Below are 20,410 nucleotides of genomic sequence, written 5' to 3'. Positions count from 1 at the left end.
GCACAAGGAGCACGACCATGAGCAACGCCCAAGCGCAGATTCAACAGCAACTGGACTCCTGGTCCGCCGCCTGCCGCAGCAAGGATGTCAGCAGCATCATGAGCCACTACGCCGAGGATGTAGTGGCTTACGACGCCATCGGCCCGCTGCGGTTTCAGGGCCGCGCGGCCTATCAGGCGCATTGGCAGGCCTGCATGGAAATGTGTCCCGGCCCGGGCTTGTTCGAGATCCATCAGCCGAGTTTTCTGCTCAGTGGCGACCTGGCCGTGGCGCATTACCTATTCCACTGCGGTGGCACCGATGACAAGGGCGAAATGCAAACCAGCTGGATGCGCGTAAGCCAGTGTTTCCGCCTGCAGGGCGGGCAATGGTTGATCGCCCATGAGCATTTCTCCATGCCGTGCGACATGGAAAGCGGAAAAGTTTTGTTTGATTTGCAGCCATAGTCTTGTAGCTCACGGGGCATAAGGCTTGTAGCGAATTGCCGGAGGGTGCATTGCAGATTTGTGGCTACGACCAACGTCTTAGGGCTTGCCTAAAGGGGGGCTTAGTGGCGTAGGCTGGAGTTGTCGCCTTGCTTGGCGACGCTTTCGCGAACAGTTGAAGAAGGAAAGCTTTATGCAAATCCAAGTTCACAGCGATAACCACATCGAAGGCAGTGCTCGTCTGGTTGAGTGGGTGAGTGCCAGTGTTGCCAGCAAGCTGGAGCGCTTCGATGACGAGTTGACCCGCATCGTTGTCCACCTGCATGACGACAACGGCGCCAAAGCCGGCGCGCACGACAAACGCTGCCAGATCGAAGCACGGCCAAAGGGCCTGCAACCTATTTCCGTCACCCACAAGGCCGAGTCACTGGAACAGGCCATCGACGGCTCAATCGAAAAACTGCACCACGCCCTTGAGCATCAATTCGGCAAACTGCGCAGCAAGCGCGTCACGCCACTGCACGCCGACGAGGCCAGCGATATTCCCGGCCAGGACGCACTGCTGCAAGAGGACTTCCTCGCCGAGGAACGCCTGCGCGCCGTCTAGCTAAACACCACGGGCAGCCGGCCAGGCTGGTTGCCCACTCACTCATTGCTCGCGCCTCCGCAGGTTTCTGCGGGGGCGCTGTCGTTTTCAGGCCTAGGTTGTGCGCGGCTTGCCAGCGGCAACGGCCTGCCTAAGGCGGCAAAGTGATTCCCCTTGGGCGAAAAATGAATGGGCAGAAAAGCCCGTTTTTACTGACTTGCAGAGGGTTGGCCCATATTCTGCAGAAATGCCTGCCAGCTGACCTAAGCAGGGATTCGCCATGACCAGTATCTCTAACAACTCGCCGCTGGCGAGCTACTTCGCCAACACCGCCAAGCCCAGCACGGCCGGTGCTGCAGGCAGTGGCAGCAGTACGGATAAACCGAGCGCCGCCACAGATCCACTTGCGGAAATCCGCCGCTTTGCCAGCGGCATGGTGGCTCACAGCCGCGGCGGCCTGCTGCGCGCGATGCATGCCGAGAGCAGCGGTGCCAGCAACGCGATTGCCAGTGATCGCTTTCTCCCGGCGGCTGAGTCGGAGAGCGATACCTCGAAAATTGCCCTGCCGGATGTCGCCGATCTGGACCGCGAAGACGCCGCCAAGCTGCTGGCGCAGATCAACAAACTGGTCGACGCCGGCCTGGACAAGACCGATAGCTTTGTCGGCTACAACGGCGACCAGCAGACCGACTCGCTGACCACCTACCGCGACTGGTTGCAGGCCAGAGGCGGCGTGAGTATTTACGTTTAAGCGTTCTGCCGCCGATTTCACCAGCCGGCTGCATACGCATCGGGCTGGTTTCAGCGCGCGAGGTGCGCCAAGATCACCCGATCACAGTTGTGGGTACGCCGCATAGGCATGCTCAGGTCGGGGGATTTATGGCTAGCAAGGAATTTATTCGGGCGTTCGCTGCCCTGGGGTTGGCGCTGGTGTGCGCTGCGGCTGCGCAGGCCGCCGAAGATGCGCAACTGGTCGGTTTGATCAACAGCTACCGCAGTGAAGTGCAGCGCTGTGGCGATCAGGCTTCCGCCGAGTTGCCGCCGCTGACGGCCGATCCGCGTCTGGTGCAACCGGTAGGTCGCTCGGGGGATTTGCAGCAGGCGATGAGTGCGGCGGGCTATCCGATGGTCAACGTGCAGGCCATCAGCCTGTCCGGCCCGCGTGATGCGGCGGCGGCGCTGAAAGTGCTGCAGGAGAGCTTCTGCAAGATTGTGCTTGATCCGCAGTTTGTCGATATCGGCGTCAAGCAGCAGGATCGTGAATGGCGCATTCTGCTGGCCCGGCCACTGCTGGCTGCGCGTCTGGGTGATTGGCAGGCGGAAGGGCAGAAGCTGCTTGAACAACTCAATAGCGCGCGCAGCACGGCTCGCCAGTGCGGCAGCCAAGCCTTTGCCGCCGCCGCGCCGCTGGTGTGGAATGCCACCCTGGGCAGCACCGCCGAAGCCCATAGCCGGGCCATGGCCAACGGCAACTTTTTCGATCATCAGGACCCTGACGGCCGCACCCCCGGCGACCGCGCAGAGTTGGCCGGCTACAGCGGCCAGCGCGTTGGCGAGAACATCGCCGCCGGCCTGGATAGCGTCAGCAAAGTACTCGCCGGTTGGCTGGCCAGCCCCGGTCACTGCGCCAACCTGATGAACCCACAATTCAGCGAACTGGGCGCCGCCTACGCCAACGATCCCAAGAGCGACGCGGGCATTTACTGGACGGCGTTGTTTGGCGCGCCGTAACGGCGGTAATGCCGATCAAGTCCGCTACTTAATCGGCGGATGAACCCTGGTTCTGGCCGTTGTGCGGGCGGCCAGGCTCATCAGCTGCTGGAATTTCGGGCACTCCAGGTGGTTTTCCGCCGGGCAGGACGCCGCGTGGCGCAGGCCGTCGCGGATGGCGCTGAGGCGTTTGATGCTGCGGTCCAGCTCGTCGGCCTTGGTTTGCAGTTGCGCGCGGTCAATCGCTGGCTGGCTGCCTGCGGCGAGCATGGTGGCGATTTCATCCAGGGAAAACCCCGCCTCACGGCCGAGCGCGATCAGCGCCAGGCGCTGGATCACTGATTCGCTGAACACGCGTTTCAGGCCGTTGCGGCCGATGGAGCGGATCAGACCTTTGTCTTCGTAATAGCGCAGGGTCGACGCCGGCAAACCGGACCAGCGCGAGACTTTGCCGATATCCATCTCTTTCATCCTTGACCTCAAGTTGACTTGAACTGGCAGGCTTATGAAAACAGCCTTTCAGACAAAGCAAAAGAGGTGGATATGAACAGTCAATTGATCCTGCATGTGCTCTTGGTGGGCGTGGGCGCAACACTGCTGATGGATGCCTGGGCGCTGGCGCGGCGGCGCTTGTTCGGCATCGCCTCGTTGGACTACGCCCTGATCGGCCGCTGGCTCGGGCATATGCGCCATGGCCGTTTCCAGCATGCGGCCATCGGTAAGGCGCAACCGGTGCGTGGCGAGCGGCTGATGGGCTGGTGCAGCCATTACCTGATCGGCGTGGCCTTTGTCGGCCTGTTTGTGGTGCTGATAGGGCCGCAGTGGCTATGCCGGCCGACCCTGCTACCGGCGTTGCTGCTGGGTGTTATTAGCGTGGCCGCACCGTTGCTGCTGATGCAGCCGGGGTTCGGCATGGGCCTGGCGGCTTCACGGATGGCCAATCCCTGGCAGGTCAGGTTGCGTGCGCTGATCACCCATCTGGTGTTCGGCCTTGGCGTGTACCTGGCCGGCTGGCTTGGGGCGCAGCTGTTTGCCTTGCCCCTCTGCCGCTAATACCGGTTACTTAGCCCAGTACCTGCGCCAAATGCTGCTCGTAGCGCGCGATATCGGCCTCAATGGCGGGGCGCTTCATCACGTCGACGCAGAGGAAGGTTGGCAGGGCGCTCATGCCGAGAAACTGGTTGGCCTTGTGGAAGGGCAGGTAGACGGCGTCCACACCCTGGCCTTCGAAGAAGTCTGTCGGGTCGTCGAAAGCTTGCTGCGGTGCGTTCCAGGTCAGTGACAGCATGTATTGCTTGCCCTGAATCAGGCCGCCGCTGCCGTATTTTTGCGAGGCGTCCGAGCGGGTGCGGCCGTCGCTGGCGTAGAGGCTGCCGTGGCCTTCGGTAAACACCTCGTCGATGTACTTTTTTACCGTCCAGGGCGCGCCCATCCACCAGCCCGGCATCTGATAGATGATCACGTCTGCCCAGAGGAATTTCTGCACTTCCTCGGCAACGTCGTAGCCGCTGTCGATATGGGTGTGCTTGAGGTCGAAGCCGGCGCGGTCGAGAAAGGCCAGCGCGGTGTCGTGCAGTGTGGTGTTGTAACGGCCGTCGGAGTGGGCGAACTGTTTACCGCCGTTGAGCAGCAGGATCTTCTTCATGGCATGTGCCTCGGTAAGTGATGGCGGCATGCTAGGGCGCGTGAGCGGGTAGAAACAGCTGCCTGAGCGCAAATGACATGTGACTAAAAGGCATGAATTGATCGGTTTTGGTTGTTGTAGGGTAAATAAACCCACCCTGCCAGGAGCCCAAGATGGCTGATCAATACGGATTTATCCTGCACGCCCATACCCGCCCGGAAAAGGCCGCCGAGTTCGCGGCGCTGTTCCGCGCCTATGTCGAGCCCAGCCGCGCCGAGGCGGGCTGCATCGCCTATCACATGCTGCGCGATAGCCGCGACCCGACGCTGTTTATCTTCTATGAGGTCTGGCAGTCGCAGGCGCATCTGGCCATCCACAGTGCCTTACCGCATATGCGCGAGTTTTATGAGCGGCGTATGGACTACCTGCGCAGTGATTTCGAGATTCGCCAGATCGAGATGCTCAGCCCGGCGGGCTGACGGCGCGCGTCTGTATGGTTATTGCTGAGCGTGTCTGTGTCTATGCCACGGCGGCGGCCGGGCAGAGAATGGCTGGACTCCATCGCGCAGGCCACGCCATGCATATCGCCATTCTCACCTTTGACGGCTTCAACGAACTGGATTCGCTGATTGCCCTGGGCATTCTCAACCGCATCAAACAGCCGGGCTGGCGTGTCTCCCTGGCGGCGCCGAGCGAAACGGTGACGTCGATGAACGGCGTGAAGCTGCATCGCCAGGCTCGGCTGGATGAGATCGAGTCATTCGATGCGGTGCTGGTCGGCAGCGGCATCAAGACTCGTGAGATCGCTCAGGACGCAGACGTGATGCAGTGGCTGGCGCGACTCGATCCTGCGCGTCAGCTGATCGGCGCGCAGTGTTCCGGCACGTTGCTGCTGGCCAAGGCCGGTTTGTTGGCAGGTATTCCAGGCTGTACTGACCTCACGACCAAGCCCTGGGTGCAGGAGGCTGGCATTGAGGTGCTGGAGCAACCCTTCTTCGCTCGTGGCAACCTGGCCACTGCGGGCGGTTGTCTGGCCTCGATCTATCTCGCCGCCTGGACGCTGGCGCGTTTGGTTGGGCGGGATGCAGCTGCTGAATCGCTGCACTATGTGGCGCCGGTCGGGGAGAAGGAGGCATACGTGGCGCGGGCGCTCGGCAATATCGAGGCTTATCTGTAGGCGCGGCTTACGGCTGTGAAGAAGCGGCTATCCGTCGCGAGAACCGCCAAGCCTTATTTCAGCGGCTTCTCGACCACCACATAACGCTTGCCGCCACTGCGTTTGGCCACGTACATGGCTTCATCCGCGTGGCGCACCAGTTGCAGCTCACTCTGGCCGTGCTCGGGGTGCACCGCGATGCCCAGGCTTGGCGCACTGATCAGGCTTTGCCCTTCCAGCAGGTAGGGCGCGCTGAGGGCGGCAATAATCTTCTCGGCCACCAGGGTGGCATCTTCCTGGCGGCCGATGTTGTCGACGATCACTGCAAACTCGTCGCCGCCCAAACGGCCCACCGTATCGGACTCACGCACACACTGGCGCAGGCGCCGCGCGACTTCCTGCAGCAGCAGGTCGCCGGCGCTGTGGCCGAAGCTGTCATTGATCTGCTTGAAGTTATCCATATCGAGATACAGCACCGCCAGGCGCAAGCTGTCGCGTTTGGCCCGCTGCAGCGCACTGCGTAAGCGATCGAGAAACAGCGTGCGGTTGGACAGCTCGGTTAGTTGGTCATACTGGGCGAGAAACTCCAGGCGCGACTGCGTGCGCTTGCGCTCTATCGCCGCCGCCACCTGGCTCGACACGAACTGCAGCAACTCCTGGTCCTGTTCGTTGTAACGGACGCTGGCACTGTGGTTCTGCAGCACCAGGGCGCCGATGGTCTGGGTGCCGGAAATCAGCGGTACGCCAAGCCAGTCGAGGGCATGCGTTGCCGTTGCGCCATGCTGGGCAAGCCACTGCGGGGCTGTGTCAGGGGTTAACAGCAGGGCAGTGCCTGAGCGAATCACTTCGGCGCAGAACGCGTTGGTGACGGCCGGTGCGCCACATGGATCGACCTGATAGGCAAGGCTGAGCTGGTCACTCGTGGCGTCGTGTAGCGCTACGTAGAAATGCTTGGCCGGCAGTAACTGCGCGATCACCTCATGCACGCGGCCGTAGAGCATGTGCAAATCGCCCACCGCGTGGGCCGCTTCCGATACCGCATACAGCGCCGCCTGCACCGCCTCGGCGCGTTTGCGCCGGGTGATATCGCGCGCCACACCGACCCGCACCTGCTCGGCCTCAAGCCACTGGGCAGACCACATGATATGCACGATATGGCCGTCTTTATGGATGTAGCGGTTCTCGTGGTCATGCGAGGGCTGGCCCGAGTTGATGCGCTTGACCAGCGCCCGGCTGGCGGCGCGGTCGTCCGGGTGCATCAGTTCAAAGGCGGTGCGGCCAATCATTTCGTCGGGCCGATAACCGAAAACCCGTTCGCTGGCCGCGCTGACGGAGAGAAAGCGGCCGTCTTTATCCACTACGCAGACAACGTCCAGTAGCAGATCCAGTAGTTTGTCGTGGGGCAGGTGCGGGTTTGACGTCATGGCCGTGAATATACTGCCCAGTCTGCGCGGTTCGCTAGCGCTATGCTTGCCCCCGATGCGTGAGTCGGTCTAAGGCCGCAATCAGTCATGGCGGTTAATCGGCATTGAGCGGGCGAGTGGGTTGAACCGCCGGCCAGAGCAACGGCAGCACATGCTCGCGCAGTAGCGGCGCCAGGGTTGCTGGCGGTACGTCACCGGGGGCGAGCCAGCGCAGTTCTTCCAGCTCGGCGGCGGCGCTGACATTGTGCGGCAGACGCGCCTGAAACACGCTGGCGTCGATCCAGGTATCGGCCTCGTTGGCTGCTGCTGCGCGGAACTGGCCGAGCGGCTGCAGGGCGTTAGCCGGTAGGCTGAGGTTAAGCTCTTCTGCCAGTTCGCGGGTCAGCGCGCTGATGGCGTCTTCACCGGGCTCAGCCTTGCCACCGGGCAGCATAAAAGCCTGGGTATCGCGTTTGCGCACCAGCAACAGGCGGCCGGCATCGTCAAGCAGGCAGGCGGCGGAAATGGTCAGAATGGTCATCGGCGTTTCGCTTGTGTGGCGCACTTAGCGCGGGGTTGTGTGGCGGCGCGGGCGTGCTGCGCTCAATGCACGATCAGCCGCTCACGCACCAGCGCCTGTGCCTGCTGGGCCATCTGGTCGAGGAGGCGGTCGCGCTGTTTCTCTGCATCACTCATGGCCCGCTTACCGTGCTGCTTCACCAGGTAGGCGTGGATCTGCCGGACCTCCGTGGATTGGAAGATCGGTGCCAGGTCCTGCACCGCCAGCATGCCGTCCGCGCTGTAGTTACGGGTGCTCATCAGCACCTGCGGCCCGCGCGCGGCCAGCACTTGAAAGCCCATGGCCTCGAAGATGGCGACCTTGCCGGCCACGCAGGCCAGTTCGGCATGCGGGTGGCGGCTGGTCATCTGCTGCAGCATGGCGCGGGCAATCCCATGGCGACGCTGGCTGGCCTGTACGGCCATATAAGCCAGGGTGCAGGACTCGGGGGCATCCTTGGCCGGCAGGTACAGGGCAAAGCCCAGCACCTGGGACGGGTCCTGATCGCTCAGGGCGAGGATCAACCGCGCGCTGCTGTCGATGGCCGTGTCCATGGCCTGCAGATACAGGTGCATCTCGTAGCCAATCACGTACTGGTACAGCTGATACAGCGGGTTGCTCGGCGTCAGCGACACCGGGCTGATGTCACTGAGGTAGTCCACCACCATCTGCAGAATCTGGCTTTTCAGCGATTCGGGTGGCGGGCTATCCAGGTGTACAAGGGTGAACATCGTCAGTCTGGCTCCGGGGCGTGCGCGTTGGTGCGGTCGGCGAGGGCGGTATTGTAGCGCCCTCGGCTGGGCGCGCAGGCATCGGCGTGCGGGTTGTTGCGTGCGGCGTGCGGACGCTGAACGGCGCAGACCTGGCTTGGGCTATGATGCGCGCCCGCGCAAGCCGCCCGCCCATCATCAGGTCACCATGTCCGTTAATGCCCTCTACACCGACCTGTCTGATTATTACGACCTGATGTGCGCGGATATCGACTACCAGGCGCAAAGCCACTGCATCCACCGGCTGCAGCAGCTGTTCGGCAACGCCGGCAGCCGCCACCTCGACCTGGCCTGCGGGACGGGGCCGCATGTGCGCCACTTTATCGATGCCGGCTATATCAGCAGCGGCCTCGACATTAACCAGCCGATGCTGGACAAGGCCGCCATACGCTGCCCGCAAGCGAGCTTCGCCTTGCAGGACATGTGCGGCTTTACCGTGAGCGAGCCGCAGGATCTGATCACCTGCTTTCTCTATTCCATCCATTACAGCGGCGGCATCGAGCGGCTGAAAGCCTGTATCGCCAGCGCCCATGCCGCGCTCGAAGTCGATGGGCTGTTCTGCTTCAACGTGGTCGACAAGGGCAAAATCGATAACAGCCTGTTTGCCGCGCACAGCACCCACTACGCGGACGACCAGTTCACCTTCAGCTCCGGCTGGCATTACGCCGGCGAGGGCGAGACGCAGGTGCTGCGGCTGCAGATTGAAAAAACCACGGCCGAGCACACCCTGGTGTGGCACGACGAACACCCGATGGTGGCGGTGGGCTTTGTTGAGCTACAGGCGCTGTTGCAGCCGTACTTTGCGGTGCATGTGTTTGAGCATGACTACCAGAAACTTATCCCGTGGGATGGGGTTTCCGGGAATGCGATTTTTGCCTGCGTAAAGCGTTAGCCCCCTAGGGTGGATGACGAGTTGTTTATCCACCGTTGCTGCGGTTGTCCGGGCTATTTGCTGTTCTTCATTCAAGGGTGCTGATTGATGGCTTAAAACAGGGTAATGGTGATGTTGGACGCGTCATTTTCAAGCTGCAGAAGAAAGTGTTAGCGCGTTTTGTCGGTGTTTCTCCGTGGTGGGATCGACCAGGATGATCCCAGTTCACAGCGAGTGACAACGATGAAACCTCCGATCAAACACTTAGGCTATTGGCTGTGTGCGCTGATGTTCACTGCCGTCGCCGGATGTGCAAGCCAAGCCCCTGAAAGAGCCAACACCATGAACAAACCACTGGTATCCCTTGCCGTACTTAAAGCCAAGCCCGGTAAACAAGAGGCGCTTAAAGCCGGCTTGTTGACCTTGATAGAACCGACGCGGGCCGAGCCGGGCAACCTTGATTACGTGTTGTTTGAACGACGGGATGAGCCCGGCACGTTCTATATGCGTGAAGCGTTCAAGGACCAGGCGGCGCTGGATGCGCATTTTGCGACGCCGTATTTTCAGCGGTTTGCCGCCACGGCTGATGATTTGCTCAGTGAGCCATTGCAGCTCATCTTCTTGGAACAGGTTTCGGACTGAGTGTTAGCCATGGGCCGTTGTCGTTTTTAAACGGCCCAAGTTGTGTACAGACGCCGCTTATATGTTGTCTGGTCGAACGGTTGACTCGCTTCGCTCGCCCTGCGGGCCAGCCTGCGGCTGTTACTCCGCTTCGCTGCGTTTCGCCCTTACGGCGGGTCACTTCAGGCAAACGCCCCAGAAGTAACCAAGAGGTCTTGCCCCTTGCATCCGGGTTTCGCTGCGCTCAACTTCCCTCGTTCCATCATTGCTCCGGGGGCCCGACCGGATGCGGCCCACCGACGAAGGGCCATCCCTGGCCCATCGCGGCTCTCGCGGCATCCATGCCGCTCAACCCCTTACGCAACGATTCCACTCGGCCTCCTGATGGGGCGTTTGGCGTCGTCTGTGAGATTGCTGATGAGTGACAGAAGGCATACCAGCGTTCCGTAGGATGGGTTGAGCTAGGCGATACCCATGCGGTCGATTACACGCTTGATGGGTATCGCTGCGCTCCACCCATCCTACGAATTGGCTGCTATCCCGTAGGGCTTGCCCGCGATGCTTCTGCTGTTGCTCTGCTTTTGCCTTTCGCTTTGCCTTCCACAAATCGCCCAAACAACGCGGTCCCCGAATCCCGTCAGGAGGCCGAGTGGAGGTGCTGTGGAGAGGGGCGTTTGGCATGGATGCCAAACGAGGAGCGGTGGGCCAGGTTGTAGGGTGGATGACGCTTTTTTCATCCACCATTGCGGTAGTTGTCCGGTTGCATGCTCACTCACCATAACCTCTATCGACCTGCTCCGGCTCAACGCACCAATCTGCTGAATAAACACCCATTGCCACAGCCCGGTGAAAGCTCGAATAGGGCCAGTCCGCCAGCCGCTCGACATACCCATGCTTGAGCGGGTTGCAATGGATGTAGTCGAAGTGGCGTTGGTAATCCCATTCATCGCGGATCAGATGTTCCCAGTAGCGCCGCTGCCAGATGCCGCGCTCGCGTCTGTGCTGTTGATTGACGGTGCGCGCCTCGGTGATTGGCAAGCGTTTGGCGAAGGCGAATTTGATGACCTTCCAGCGCAAGGCAAAGTCGGCATCGCCTGGCGGTAGCGTCCACATGCAGTGCATATGCTCAGGTAATACCACCCAGGCATCGATATGGAAGGGGTGCCGCAACCGCGTCGCGCGCACCGTTTCGCGCAATAACTCGATTTCACGGATCAGCAGATTGCTGCTGCGGTCGCGCAGGTTGACGGTGAAAAAGTACGTGGCCCCCGGTACGCGGGCGCGGCGGTAGTTGGGCATGGCGGCTCATCCTTGAGCGTTTTGGTATTTGAACCATGGTGGACAAGCTTCGCGTTGTCCACCCTACGTCGGGCATGGCGATGATCCGTAGGGTGGATGACGCTTTATCCATCCACCGTTGCGGTGGTTGTCCGGGCTACTTGCTGATGGGGCGTTTGGCGTCGTCTGTGAGTTTGCGTATTGAAAAACCAACGCATGTGATGACGCTGGTTGGTCATTGAGGTTTTGTATGCCGGTGGACAAGCTTCGCGTTGTCCACCCTACGGATACCGGGCGTAGGGTGGATGGCGCTCTATCCATCCACCGTTGCGGTGGTTGTCCGGGCATTTGCTGCAGCTAGGGATATACCTGCAGCCCGCTGTCACGGTCGAGTACAAAGGATGAGACCTTGATTTCCATCTGTTCCCTCTGAGGTGGCCCCTTGATGCTGGTAGCCGCAGACCATGTGGCGAGATAGCGCTTACCTGCCTCCAGTTCAATGCCGGTAGCGCCGAGGCCACACATGCCGCCACCGGTGCCCAGCGTATTCATGGATATCCAGCACCATTCAATTGTGTGCTTACCAGGAGCTAGACGAACGGCCTGATAGCCTGAAAAATTCAGCAAAGAGTGCCGGCCGGCATGGGGTAAACGTTTGCCGTCAACTTGAACTGCCAGCAGCAAGCGGTGAAAGGGAACCCCTAAGTCGCGGTATTGCATGGTGTCAAAATGGATCACTGGCGCATCGGCGCTAGCGCCGGACAAATCGAGGATTTTGATCGCCGGATCATCGACGTTACCCATATATGTTTTGTACTGATAGTTAGAGCAGCCTGAGGCGAAAGTAAGCAGTACTGCAATGGCTAGCCAGCGAAGGTCCATCATCAAGATTTCCTCTAATCAATCCATTTAGTTATTTTTTAAAGGCTGCTTTTTTACGTGAAAAATAAATCTGTCCCCTTTTTCCTTTTTAGCTTACTTCGATTCTCTTTCTGGATAGAGATATCTCTCTATTCATATCGAAAAGCCTATCGGAATATCTTCCGTTTGGGTTGTTTTGGGTCAATTCGTCTATTATTTTCTCTAGTCCATGAAGTATATTTTGATCTTCTTCAAAGTGACTGTTGTTTATTTTTGGGAGACAGTCCTTTGTGATGCAGTTTAAGACCCTTTGTAGATTTTGTTCATCGTCGGCGTATATGTACCTTAGGGCTGCACTGCAGAAGCTGGTTATGGCATTTTCTGGATAGGTGCTGAGCTCATGGTTTGCCTGGATATGAAATAGTCCGGCCTCTGATTTTGATATCCGTTTGTGTAGCTCTGTTTTTATTGAATTTAGTTCTTCTTCGATTTGCTTTTTTTCTTCTAGTATTGAGCTTTTTATAAGTTCTTCATTTTTTTCGTTATGTTTGCTGACTTCGTTTTCTAGTTTTTTTGATAGTAGTGAATTTTCGATCTTTAGTTGCCGGTTTTGGATGTAGGCTATGAGTATGGGTATCAGGATTCCGGCAAAGGCTAATATTGAAAATGTTAGCGTTACAAGTGTTTCAAATGAGCTTGAGTAGAAAGCGTCTACTTTTTCTAGTATTTCTAACGTTTCGTTCATGTCTTTTCTCATAAAAAGCCCCGCACTAAGCGGGGCTCTAAATTTAACTCGCCACCCCAAACATCCATTTCAGGTAAAGCGCTCTTAATCTCTCTAGTGAGTGACTGGAATCAATCCCAGCTCAACGCCCCACCAGTCTGATACTCAATAACCCGCGTCTCGAAGAAGTTCTTCTCTTTCTTCAGGTCCATGATCTCGCTCATCCATGGGAACGGGTTAGAGGTACCTGGGTACTCTTCCTTCAAACCAATCTGAGTCAAACGACGGTTGGCGATAAATTTGAGGTAGTCCTCCATCATCGCGGCGTTCATGCCCAGTACGCCGCGCGGCATGGTGTCGCGTGCGTATTCGATTTCCAGCTGGGTGCCCTGAAGGATCATCTGGGTGGCTTCGTCTTTGAGCTGGGCATCCCACAGGTGCGGGTTTTCGATCTTGATCTGGTTGATCACGTCGATGCCGAAGTTCAGGTGCATGGACTCGTCACGCAGGATGTATTGGAACTGCTCGGCAACGCCGGTCATCTTGTTGCGGCGACCCATGGAGAGGATCTGGGTGAAGCCGCAATAGAAGAAGATGCCTTCCAGTACGCAGTAGTAGGCGATCAGGTTGCGCAGCAGTTCTTTGTCGGTCTCAACCGTGCCGGTGTTGAAGGTCGGGTCGGAGATCGAGCGGGTGTACTTGAGGCCCCAGCTGGCTTTCTTCGCGACCGATGGAATCTCGTGGTACATGTTGAAGATCGCGCCTTCATCCATGCCCAGCGATTCGATGCAGTACTGGTAAGCGTGGGTGTGGATCGCCTCTTCGAAGGTCTGGCGCAGGATGTACTGGCGGCACTCCGGGTTGGTGATCAGGCGGTACACGGCCAGGGCGAGGTTGTTGGCAACCAGGCTGTCGGCGGTGGAGAAGAAGCCGAGGTTGCGCATGACGATGCGGCGCTCGTCGTCGGTCAGGCCGTCCGGAGTTTTCCACAACGCGATGTCCGCGTTCATGTTTACTTCCTGCGGCATCCAGTGGTTGGCGCAACCATCCAGATACTTCTGCCAGGCCCAGTCGTACTTGAAGGGTACGAGCTGGTTGAGGTCTGCGCGGCAGTTGATCATGCGTTTTTCGTCGACGGCTACGCGCGCGGCGGTGCCTTCCAGCTCGGCCAGGCCTTCGGCGATGTCGAGTTGGTCGAGCGAGGCTTTGGCGCGGGCGACGGCGTCGCTGTCGTCAGCGGCTACGGCGCGGGCTTCAACGGCGGCAGCACCGCCCACCTGGTCGAGTTTGTCGATGCTCATGTCTGCCAGTTGGGCAGAGGCTTTGTTGGCTACTACGGCGTCGGCGCCGTCTTCCTTGTCAAATTCATCCCAGCTCAGCATGGCTTGGCTCCTGCTTGCGGGCCGGTGAAATAACCGACCTGTGTGGATATACAGTCTTATTGTGTTCCGTTGCGCAAAGCGCGCAAGGGCAAAACGGGTACCGCTGGTCGGGGCGGCTCTAGTGACTGGCCGTTGCCCCGAAGCCCACGCCGGTTAGGGCAGGGGCAGGTAATGAGTGGGGAGGGTGGTGTTGCTTTTGCCCCTCTCCCTAACCCTCTCCCAGAGGGGCGAGGGTACTGATCGTGTGCTGCTTTGGAACTGTGCTTCGGCTTTTGCTCGACGTTCGAGCGCGTAGCTGAGCGAGTGAGCGCTAGGCGCCTGGTCGGTTGGAACCCCTGAGCATACGACTGTATGTGATGGGGGCCGACCGATCAGGCAACAACGCGCGCGCCGCTCAGATCCGCGCGCTTATTGGCACGCTTCGCAGTCGGGTTCGTCGATCGCACAAGCCTTTGGTACTGGAGCTGGGCCTGCGCTCATTTCCACTTCCGGGGCCTTGGCCGGTGCTGCGCTCAGGCCATCACTGCCACCACTGGACACGGCGTTGAGCTTGCCGGTGTTGATGGTGGACTTCTCGGTGCTGGTCGCGGCCAGGGCACGGAGGTAGTAGGTGGTTTTCAGGCCACGGTACCAAGCCATGCGGTAGGTCACGTCGAGCTTCTTGCCCGATGCGCCGGCGATGTAGAGGTTCAGCGACTGCGCCTGGTCGATCCACTTCTGGCGGCGGCTGGCGGCGTCGACGATCCACTTGGTGTCGACTTCGAACGCGGTGGCGTAGAGGTCTTTCAGCTCTTGCGGGATGCGCTCGATCTGCTGCACGGAACCGTCGTAGTACTTGAGGTCGTTGATCATGACCGAGTCCCACAGGCCGCGGGCTTTGAGGTCGCGAACCAGGTACGGGTTGATCACGGTGAATTCGCCCGAGAGGTTCGATTTCACATAGAGGTTCTGGTAGGTCGGTTCGATCGACTGCGATACGCCGGTGATGTTGGCGATGGTGGCGGTCGGTGCGATGGCCATGATGTTCGAGTTACGGATGCCTTTCTGCACACGGGCACGTACCGGAGCCCAGTCCAGGGACTCGGTCAGGTCGACGTCGATGTACTTCTGGCCACGGGACTCGATCAGGATCTGCTGCGAATCGAGCGGCAGGATGCCCTTGCTCCACAGCGAACCTTCGAAGGTGGAGTAGGCGCCGCGCTCGTCGGCCAGGTCACAGGAGGCCTGGATGGCGTAGTAGCTGACCGCTTCCATCGACTTGTCGGCGAATTCCACGGCGGCGTCGGAGCCGTACGGGATGTGCTGCAGGTACAGCGCGTCCTGGAAGCCCATGATGCCGAGGCCAACCGGGCGGTGCTTGAAGTTGGAGTTACGCGCCTGCGGTACCGAGTAGTAGTTGATGTCGATAACGTTATCGAGCATGCGCACGGCGACCTTGATGGTCTTTTCCAGCTTGGCGGTGTCCAGCTTGCCGTCGACGATGTGGTTCGGCAGGTTCACGGAACCCAGGTTGCACACGGCGATTTCGTCGGCGTTGGTGTTCAGGGTGATCTCGGTGCACAGGTTCGAGCTGTGTACCACGCCCACGTGCTGCTGCGGGCTGCGCAGGTTGCATGGGTCTTTGAAGGTCAGCCATGGGTGGCCGGTTTCGAACAGCATGCTGAGCATCTTGCGCCACAGGTCTTTGGCCTGGATGGTCTTGAACAGCTTGATCTTGCCGCCGTACTGGGTCAGGGCTTCGTAGTACTCGTAGCGCTCTTCAAAGGCTTTGCCGGTGAGGTCGTGCAGGTCTGGCACTTCGGACGGGCTGAACAGGGTCCACTGGCCGTCGTCGAACACGCGCTTCATGAACAGATCTGGAATCCAGTTGGCGGTGTTCATGTCGTGGGTGCGGCGACGGTCGTCACMGGTGTTCTTACGCAGCTCGATGAACTCTTCGATGTCCATGTGCCAGGTTTCCAGGTAGGCGCAGACCGCGCCTTTGCGCTTGCCGCCCTGGTTAACTGCAACTGCGGTGTCGTTGACCACTTTGAGGAACGGTACAACGCCTTGCGACTTGCCGTTGGTGCCCTTGATGTAGGCGCCCAGAGCACGTACTGGGGTCCAGTCGTTACCCAGACCGCCGGCAAACTTGGACAGCATGGCGTTGTCGTGGATGGCGTTGTAGATGCCCGACAGGTCATCCGGCACGGTGGTCAGGTAGCAGCTGGAGAGCTGCGGACGCAGGGTGCCGGCGTTGAACAGGGTCGGCGTCGAGGCCATGTAGTCGAAGGACGACAACAGGTTGTAGAACTCGATGGCGCGGTCTTCTTTCTGCTTCTCTTCAATCGCCAGGCCCATGGCCACGCGCATGAAGAATACTTGCGGCAGTTCGAAGCGGGTGCCGTCCTTGTGGATGAAGTAGCGGTCGTAGAGGGTCTGCAGGCCCAGGTAGGTGAACTGCTGATCGCGCTCGTGGTTGATCGCCTTGCCGAGTTTTTCCAGGTCGAAGCTGGCCAGCACCGGGTTGAGCAATTCGTACTCGATACCCTTGGCGATGTAGGCCGGCAGAGCCTTGGCGTACAGCTCGCTCATTTCGTGGTGAGTGGCGCTGGTGGCGACACCGAGGAAGCCCAGGCCTTCGGCGCGGATGTTGTCCATCAACAGGCGCGCGGTGACGTAGCTGTAGTTCGGCTCACGCTCAACCAGGGTGCGCGCGGTCATCACCAGGGCGGTGCTGACGTCGCTTTGCGCTACGCCGTCGTAGAGGTTCTTCAGGGTTTCTTTCTGGATCAGCTCGCCATCGACTTCCGCCAGGCCTTCGCAGGCTTCGGTAACGATGGTGTTGAGGCGGCCCATGTCCAGCGGCGCAACCGTGCCGTCGAGGTGGGTGACGCGAATGCTTGGGTGCGGTTCGGCAATCTCGGCGGCGCCGGTCTTGCGCGCCTGGCTGCGCGATTCACGGTAGATCACGTAGTCGCGGGCAACTTTCTGCTCGCCGGAACGCATCAGGGCCAGTTCGACCTGGTCCTGGATTTCCTCGATATGGATGGTGCCGCCGGACGGCATGCGGCGCTTGAAGGTGGCGCTGACCTGTTCGGTCAGGCGGGCCACGGTTTCATGGATACGCGACGAGGCGGCTGCGGTGCCGCCTTCAACAGCGAGAAAGGCCTTGGTGATGGCAACGGTGATCTTGTCATCGGTGTACGGCACCACGGTGCCGTTACGCTTGATCACACGCAGTTGACCCGGCGCGGTGGCGCTCAGGCTCTGGTTGTCATCGGTGGCCTGCGGCGCATTGGCCTGCGGGTTCTCGCGGGAGGTGTCGGTGTGCATGAAAGTCTCCGTTTTTCTTGATTTTAGATGGGCGCTGAGCAGTTGATCAGGGCGCCGTACCTTGGTTCATTCCATTTCAACAACGCCGCGCGAACAGCATTGAGGCCGTTCGTGCGGGACTTGCAAGCAGGGCAGGTAAGGTACGACTAAGTGCCTCCCTGGCTCTTCAAGTCTTGTACAGGCGCTGTGCCTGTACCACTAGATGTTGTGGCATGTCGCGTAATGCGGCCTGCTCTGACCAATGCGTCCTCGCTCTTCTGGCGGTTTAGCTGCCTGATCTGGATCGGTAAAGCTCAAGCGCCCATCTAAGCTGTTTTTTTGCACTTTTTTAGTCCGGTGTCTGGACTGTTTTGGGGCAAATGTGCTTGTGTGGTTCTGTGTGCTAAAACCCAATATGTAGGTGTTTATCGCGCTGGGGATACAAGATAGTGCGGTGTAGGGGTGAAGGCAAGTCGATAAATTATTCGCGCCTGTGGATAAGGCTGTGGGTTACTTTGGGGTAACTTTCGCAAGGCCCCGTAGTTACTGGTGTTGTCCCTGCTAAACCGTTCGTCGTCATGACTTTGGCTTTTTTAGCCACCCTTAAGGTGGTTTTTTAGTCAATCAGATAAACACAATATGTAGTCTTTTTGCTGGTGTGGTTGGCCCGCTCTATTGCGGCGTTTAAGCGAGTTTTCCAGCGTGGCAGCCTGGGCCGTAAACCGCGCTGTGAAGGCAGCGCTGTTCGGGCCGCATTGCTACAATGCCGGCCGTTTTCGTGTTGTCTGGGAGTCCGTTGTGGAGCAGCAGTCGTGGCACATTCTTATTGTCGAAGACGACCAGCGCCTGGCCGAGTTGACCCGTGAGTACCTGCAGAGCAATGGCCTCAACGTGTCTATCGAGATGGACGGCGCGCAGGCCGCCGCGCGGATTCTGCAGGAGCAGCCCGACTTGGTGATTCTCGACCTGATGCTGCCGGGCGAAGACGGCCTGTCGATCTGCCGCAAGGTGCGCGGGCAATACGACGGGCCGATCCTGATGCTCACTGCGCGTACCGATGACATGGATCAGGTGCTGGGCCTGGAAATGGGTGCGGACGACTATGTCTGCAAACCGGTGCGCCCGCGGGTGCTGCTGGCGCGCATCCGCGCGCTGCTGCGCCGCCATGAAGGCAGTGAGGCGCAGGTGTCCGGTGAGCGCCGGCGTCTGCAGTTCGGCCCGCTGGTGATCGACAGCGCCATGCGTGAAGCCTGGCTGGGCGAGCAGGGCATCGAGCTGACCAGTGCCGAGTTCGACCTGCTATGGCTGCTGACCTCCAACGCCGGGCGGATTCTCTCGCGCGAGGAAATCTTCAACGCCTTGCGCGGCATCGAATACGACGGCCAGGACCGTTCCATCGACGTGCGCATTTCGCGCATCCGCCCGAAAATCGGCGACGATCCGATGCATCCACGGCTGATCAAGACCGTGCGCAGCAAGGGCTATCTGTTTGTTGCCGAAGCGGCTGAAGCGCTGCCATGAATTCACAGCCATGAACTCGATCTTCCTGCGCATCTATGGCGGCATGCTTGCCGTGCTGGTTCTGGTGGCGCTGCTCGGCGTCGGCGCACTGCAGCTGCTCAACGAAGTGCGGGTGGATCAATACCGTGAGCGTCTGGCTCAGGGCACCTTCCGCCTGATGGCCGATAACCTCTCGCCGATGGTGGATATCGAGCGGCGCCGCGCGGTTACGGTGTGGGGGCGCTTGCTCGGCATTCCGCTGCGCGTCGAGACGCTGGAAAGTGCCGGGCTGGACAGCGGCGCGCGCAATAGCCTGCGCCGCGGTCAGGTGCTGGTGCAGCAGACCGGCCCGCACGAGGCGCGCATCTTCAGTCAATTGGACGAACAGCCGTTGTTGCTGATTGCCGATGTGCAGCAGGTCAGCGAACAGCTGGCCCGCGCCACCAGCTTCCTGCTGATCGATGAGCTGGTGCGCTATCCCTGGGATGAACAACCGCGCCGACTGGCGGCGTTGAAGCAGGACAAACAGTTCGGTTTCGACCTGCGCCTGGTGCGCCTCGATCAGGCCGACCTCGACCCCGATCAGCGCCGCCGGGTGGATGAAGGCGACACAGTGATGGCTCTGGGCCGGGGTGGCGACAGCATTCATGTGTTCTCCGGCATCGTCGACACGCCCTGGGTGCTGGAAATCGGTCCGCTGTATCAGATGAATCCCTACCCAGCGCAGTGGCTGGTGCTGATTGGCGCGCTAAGCCTGAGCCTGATTGGCTTGATGGTTTACCTGCTGGTGCGCCCGCTGGAGCAGCGCCTGAGTGATCTGGAAGGCGCCGCCACGCATATTGCCAGCGGCCGCCTGGATGCCCGCGTGCCGACCCGTGGCAGCGATTCGGTCGGGCGACTGGCTGCGGCCTTCAACGCCATGGCCGAGCACTTGCAGCGCTCCCTGAGTATTCAGCGTGAGATGGTCCGCGCTGTTTCCCATGAGCTGCGCACGCCGGTGGCGCGCCTGCGCTTTGGCCTGGAAATGATCGGCGACGCGGAAACCGATGCGGCGCGGCGAAAATATATGGAGGGCATGGACAGCGATATCCAGGACCTCGACAAGCTGGTCGACGAGATGCTCACCTACGCGCGTCTGGAGCAGGGGGCGCCGGCGCTGAACTTCCAGCAGGTCGACCTGGGCGAGCTGATCGATCAGGTGATCACCGAGCTGGCGCCACTGCGCGCCAGCGTGCGGGTCGAGCACGGCCCTTCACGCGATGCCCTGGATGGCGGCGGCGCCTGTGTAGAGGCCGAGCTGCGCTATCTGCACCGCGCCCTGCAGAATCTGGTAAGCAACGCCATGCGCCACGCCGAATCACGGGTGCGCGTGAGTTATCAGGTGGGTCAGCAGCGTTGCCGGCTTGATGTCGAAGATGACGGCCCGGGCGTGCCGGAAGAGGCCTGGGAGCGGATATTTACCCCCTTCTTGCGCCTGGACGATAGCCGCACCCGCGCCTCTGGCGGGCATGGCCTGGGCCTGTCCATCGTGCGCCGCATCACCTACTGGCACGGCGGTCGCGCGCAGATCAGTCGCAGCGAAGAGTTGGGCGGTGCCTGTTTTAGTCTGATCTGGCCGCGTAAGCAGGGCTAGCCGTCAGTGCGCT

21 protein-coding genes are annotated in these 20,410 nt (G+C 60.0%); 11 read left to right on the top strand and 10 right to left on the bottom strand.

What is annotated here, in order from left to right:
• Positions 1–17: 17 nt before the first annotated feature.
• The 4 genes from P3C18_RS18665 to P3C18_RS18650 all read left to right on the top strand — a co-directional run bounded on the left by P3C18_RS18665 (position 18) and on the right by P3C18_RS18650 (position 2,742).
• On the top strand, positions 18–446 hold the full coding sequence (locus P3C18_RS18665; RefSeq protein WP_275963304.1) for a nuclear transport factor 2 family protein: 429 nt from the start codon (positions 18–20) through the stop codon (positions 444–446).
• Between the two features lie 172 nt (positions 447–618).
• Positions 619–1,032, top strand: a complete 414-nt coding sequence (locus P3C18_RS18660) for an HPF/RaiA family ribosome-associated protein (RefSeq protein ID WP_275963303.1) — start codon at positions 619–621, stop codon at positions 1,030–1,032.
• A gap of 259 nt (positions 1,033–1,291) precedes the next feature.
• Complete coding sequence (locus P3C18_RS18655; RefSeq protein WP_275963302.1) at positions 1,292–1,762, top strand: hypothetical protein; 471 nt, start codon at positions 1,292–1,294, stop codon at positions 1,760–1,762.
• Between the two features lie 128 nt (positions 1,763–1,890).
• Complete coding sequence (locus tag P3C18_RS18650) at positions 1,891–2,742, top strand: CAP domain-containing protein (protein WP_275963301.1); 852 nt, start codon at positions 1,891–1,893, stop codon at positions 2,740–2,742.
• A gap of 24 nt (positions 2,743–2,766) precedes the next feature.
• On the opposite strand, the gene P3C18_RS18645 is transcribed toward P3C18_RS18650, so the two are convergent.
• The gene (locus tag P3C18_RS18645) at positions 2,767–3,192 is read right to left on the bottom strand and encodes a helix-turn-helix domain-containing protein (RefSeq protein WP_275963300.1); all 426 of its coding nucleotides are present in this window, start codon (positions 3,190–3,192) and stop codon (positions 2,767–2,769) included.
• A gap of 72 nt (positions 3,193–3,264) precedes the next feature.
• On the opposite strand from P3C18_RS18645, the gene P3C18_RS18640 reads away from it, so the two are divergent.
• A complete protein-coding gene (locus P3C18_RS18640; RefSeq protein WP_275963299.1) occupies positions 3,265–3,774 on the top strand; it encodes a DUF2938 domain-containing protein in 510 nt (169 codons plus the stop codon).
• 10 nt (positions 3,775–3,784) lie between these two features.
• On the opposite strand, the gene P3C18_RS18635 is transcribed toward P3C18_RS18640, so the two are convergent.
• Entirely contained in the window at positions 3,785–4,366 is a 582-nt protein-coding gene (locus tag P3C18_RS18635) for an NAD(P)H-dependent oxidoreductase (protein ID WP_275963298.1), read from the bottom strand.
• A gap of 152 nt (positions 4,367–4,518) precedes the next feature.
• On the opposite strand from P3C18_RS18635, the gene P3C18_RS18630 reads away from it, so the two are divergent.
• Positions 4,519–4,824, top strand: a complete 306-nt coding sequence (locus P3C18_RS18630; RefSeq protein WP_275963297.1) for a putative quinol monooxygenase — start codon at positions 4,519–4,521, stop codon at positions 4,822–4,824.
• A gap of 98 nt (positions 4,825–4,922) precedes the next feature.
• On the top strand, positions 4,923–5,522 hold the full coding sequence (locus P3C18_RS18625; RefSeq protein ID WP_275963296.1) for a DJ-1/PfpI family protein: 600 nt from the start codon (positions 4,923–4,925) through the stop codon (positions 5,520–5,522).
• A 53-nt stretch (positions 5,523–5,575) separates the two neighbouring features.
• Here the strand turns inward: P3C18_RS18625 and P3C18_RS18620 are convergent, their stop codons facing one another.
• The 3 genes from P3C18_RS18620 to P3C18_RS18610 all read right to left on the bottom strand — a co-directional run bounded on the left by P3C18_RS18620 (position 5,576) and on the right by P3C18_RS18610 (position 8,194).
• The gene (locus P3C18_RS18620) at positions 5,576–6,925 is read right to left on the bottom strand and encodes a diguanylate cyclase (protein ID WP_275963295.1); all 1,350 of its coding nucleotides are present in this window, start codon (positions 6,923–6,925) and stop codon (positions 5,576–5,578) included.
• A 94-nt stretch (positions 6,926–7,019) separates the two neighbouring features.
• Complete coding sequence (locus P3C18_RS18615; protein WP_275963294.1) at positions 7,020–7,445, bottom strand: NUDIX domain-containing protein; 426 nt, start codon at positions 7,443–7,445, stop codon at positions 7,020–7,022.
• A gap of 62 nt (positions 7,446–7,507) precedes the next feature.
• Entirely contained in the window at positions 7,508–8,194 is a 687-nt protein-coding gene (locus P3C18_RS18610; protein ID WP_275963293.1) for a GNAT family N-acetyltransferase, read from the bottom strand.
• Between the two features lie 187 nt (positions 8,195–8,381).
• Between P3C18_RS18610 and P3C18_RS18605 the strand changes: the two genes are divergently transcribed.
• Both P3C18_RS18605 and P3C18_RS18600 read left to right on the top strand, forming a co-directional pair.
• On the top strand, positions 8,382–9,125 hold the full coding sequence (locus P3C18_RS18605; protein ID WP_275963292.1) for a class I SAM-dependent methyltransferase: 744 nt from the start codon (positions 8,382–8,384) through the stop codon (positions 9,123–9,125).
• A gap of 321 nt (positions 9,126–9,446) precedes the next feature.
• The gene (locus tag P3C18_RS18600) at positions 9,447–9,746 is read left to right on the top strand and encodes a putative quinol monooxygenase (protein WP_275963291.1); all 300 of its coding nucleotides are present in this window, start codon (positions 9,447–9,449) and stop codon (positions 9,744–9,746) included.
• Positions 9,747–10,493: 747 nt separating this feature from the next.
• Here P3C18_RS18600 and P3C18_RS18595 read toward each other — a convergent pair.
• The 5 genes from P3C18_RS18595 to P3C18_RS18575 all read right to left on the bottom strand — a co-directional run bounded on the left by P3C18_RS18595 (position 10,494) and on the right by P3C18_RS18575 (position 17,285).
• Complete coding sequence (locus tag P3C18_RS18595; RefSeq protein ID WP_275963290.1) at positions 10,494–11,024, bottom strand: transposase; 531 nt, start codon at positions 11,022–11,024, stop codon at positions 10,494–10,496.
• A 336-nt stretch (positions 11,025–11,360) separates the two neighbouring features.
• A complete protein-coding gene (locus P3C18_RS18590) occupies positions 11,361–11,888 on the bottom strand; it encodes a hypothetical protein (RefSeq protein WP_275963289.1) in 528 nt (175 codons plus the stop codon).
• Positions 11,889–11,973: 85 nt separating this feature from the next.
• Positions 11,974–12,609 carry a hypothetical protein gene (locus P3C18_RS18585; RefSeq protein ID WP_275963288.1) on the bottom strand — a complete coding sequence of 212 codons (636 nt, stop codon included), beginning with the start codon at positions 12,607–12,609 and terminating at the stop codon, positions 11,974–11,976.
• Between the two features lie 110 nt (positions 12,610–12,719).
• Positions 12,720–13,970, bottom strand: coding sequence for a ribonucleotide-diphosphate reductase subunit beta (locus tag P3C18_RS18580; protein ID WP_090251759.1), 1,251 nt, complete (start codon positions 13,968–13,970; stop codon positions 12,720–12,722).
• Positions 13,971–14,378: 408 nt separating this feature from the next.
• Complete coding sequence (locus tag P3C18_RS18575) at positions 14,379–17,285, bottom strand: ribonucleoside-diphosphate reductase subunit alpha (protein ID WP_275963287.1); 2,907 nt, start codon at positions 17,283–17,285, stop codon at positions 14,379–14,381.
• A gap of 777 nt (positions 17,286–18,062) precedes the next feature.
• On the opposite strand from P3C18_RS18575, the gene P3C18_RS18570 reads away from it, so the two are divergent.
• Entirely contained in the window at positions 18,063–18,785 is a 723-nt protein-coding gene (locus tag P3C18_RS18570; protein WP_275963286.1) for a response regulator, read from the top strand.
• Positions 18,786–18,795: 10 nt separating this feature from the next.
• Entirely contained in the window at positions 18,796–20,397 is a 1,602-nt protein-coding gene (locus P3C18_RS18565; protein ID WP_275963285.1) for an ATP-binding protein, read from the top strand.
• Positions 20,398–20,410 lie beyond the last annotated feature (13 nt).

The sequence above is a fragment of the Pseudomonas sp. 1928-m genome (genome assembly GCF_029269135.1).
Lineage (GTDB): Bacteria > Pseudomonadota > Gammaproteobacteria > Pseudomonadales > Pseudomonadaceae > Aquipseudomonas.
This window is presented reverse-complemented; position numbering and strand designations above follow the sequence as displayed.

What these genes read in the sequence shown, in the direction of transcription:
- P3C18_RS18650 (WP_275963301.1), top strand. Translation starts at nt 1,891, where the DNA reads ATGGCTAGCAAGGAATTTATTCGGGCGTTCGCTGCCCTGGGGTTGGCG.
- P3C18_RS18645 (WP_275963300.1), bottom strand. Translation starts at nt 3,192, where the DNA reads ATGAAAGAGATGGATATCGGCAAAGTCTCGCGCTGGTCCGGTTTGCCG.
- P3C18_RS18640 (WP_275963299.1), top strand. Translation starts at nt 3,265, where the DNA reads ATGAACAGTCAATTGATCCTGCATGTGCTCTTGGTGGGCGTGGGCGCA.
- P3C18_RS18615 (WP_275963294.1), bottom strand. Translation starts at nt 7,445, where the DNA reads ATGACCATTCTGACCATTTCCGCCGCCTGCCTGCTTGACGATGCCGGC.
- P3C18_RS18630 (WP_275963297.1), top strand. Translation starts at nt 4,519, where the DNA reads ATGGCTGATCAATACGGATTTATCCTGCACGCCCATACCCGCCCGGAA.
- P3C18_RS18605 (WP_275963292.1), top strand. Translation starts at nt 8,382, where the DNA reads ATGTCCGTTAATGCCCTCTACACCGACCTGTCTGATTATTACGACCTG.
- P3C18_RS18585 (WP_275963288.1), bottom strand. Translation starts at nt 12,609, where the DNA reads ATGAACGAAACGTTAGAAATACTAGAAAAAGTAGACGCTTTCTACTCA.
- P3C18_RS18595 (WP_275963290.1), bottom strand. Translation starts at nt 11,024, where the DNA reads ATGCCCAACTACCGCCGCGCCCGCGTACCGGGGGCCACGTACTTTTTC.
- P3C18_RS18660 (WP_275963303.1), top strand. Translation starts at nt 619, where the DNA reads ATGCAAATCCAAGTTCACAGCGATAACCACATCGAAGGCAGTGCTCGT.
- P3C18_RS18620 (WP_275963295.1), bottom strand. Translation starts at nt 6,925, where the DNA reads ATGACGTCAAACCCGCACCTGCCCCACGACAAACTACTGGATCTGCTA.
- P3C18_RS18655 (WP_275963302.1), top strand. Translation starts at nt 1,292, where the DNA reads ATGACCAGTATCTCTAACAACTCGCCGCTGGCGAGCTACTTCGCCAAC.
- P3C18_RS18625 (WP_275963296.1), top strand. Translation starts at nt 4,923, where the DNA reads ATGCATATCGCCATTCTCACCTTTGACGGCTTCAACGAACTGGATTCG.
- P3C18_RS18580 (WP_090251759.1), bottom strand. Translation starts at nt 13,970, where the DNA reads ATGCTGAGCTGGGATGAATTTGACAAGGAAGACGGCGCCGACGCCGTA.
- P3C18_RS18565 (WP_275963285.1), top strand. Translation starts at nt 18,796, where the DNA reads ATGAACTCGATCTTCCTGCGCATCTATGGCGGCATGCTTGCCGTGCTG.
- P3C18_RS18635 (WP_275963298.1), bottom strand. Translation starts at nt 4,366, where the DNA reads ATGAAGAAGATCCTGCTGCTCAACGGCGGTAAACAGTTCGCCCACTCC.
- P3C18_RS18665 (WP_275963304.1), top strand. Translation starts at nt 18, where the DNA reads ATGAGCAACGCCCAAGCGCAGATTCAACAGCAACTGGACTCCTGGTCC.
- P3C18_RS18610 (WP_275963293.1), bottom strand. Translation starts at nt 8,194, where the DNA reads ATGTTCACCCTTGTACACCTGGATAGCCCGCCACCCGAATCGCTGAAA.
- P3C18_RS18600 (WP_275963291.1), top strand. Translation starts at nt 9,447, where the DNA reads ATGAACAAACCACTGGTATCCCTTGCCGTACTTAAAGCCAAGCCCGGT.
- P3C18_RS18590 (WP_275963289.1), bottom strand. Translation starts at nt 11,888, where the DNA reads ATGATGGACCTTCGCTGGCTAGCCATTGCAGTACTGCTTACTTTCGCC.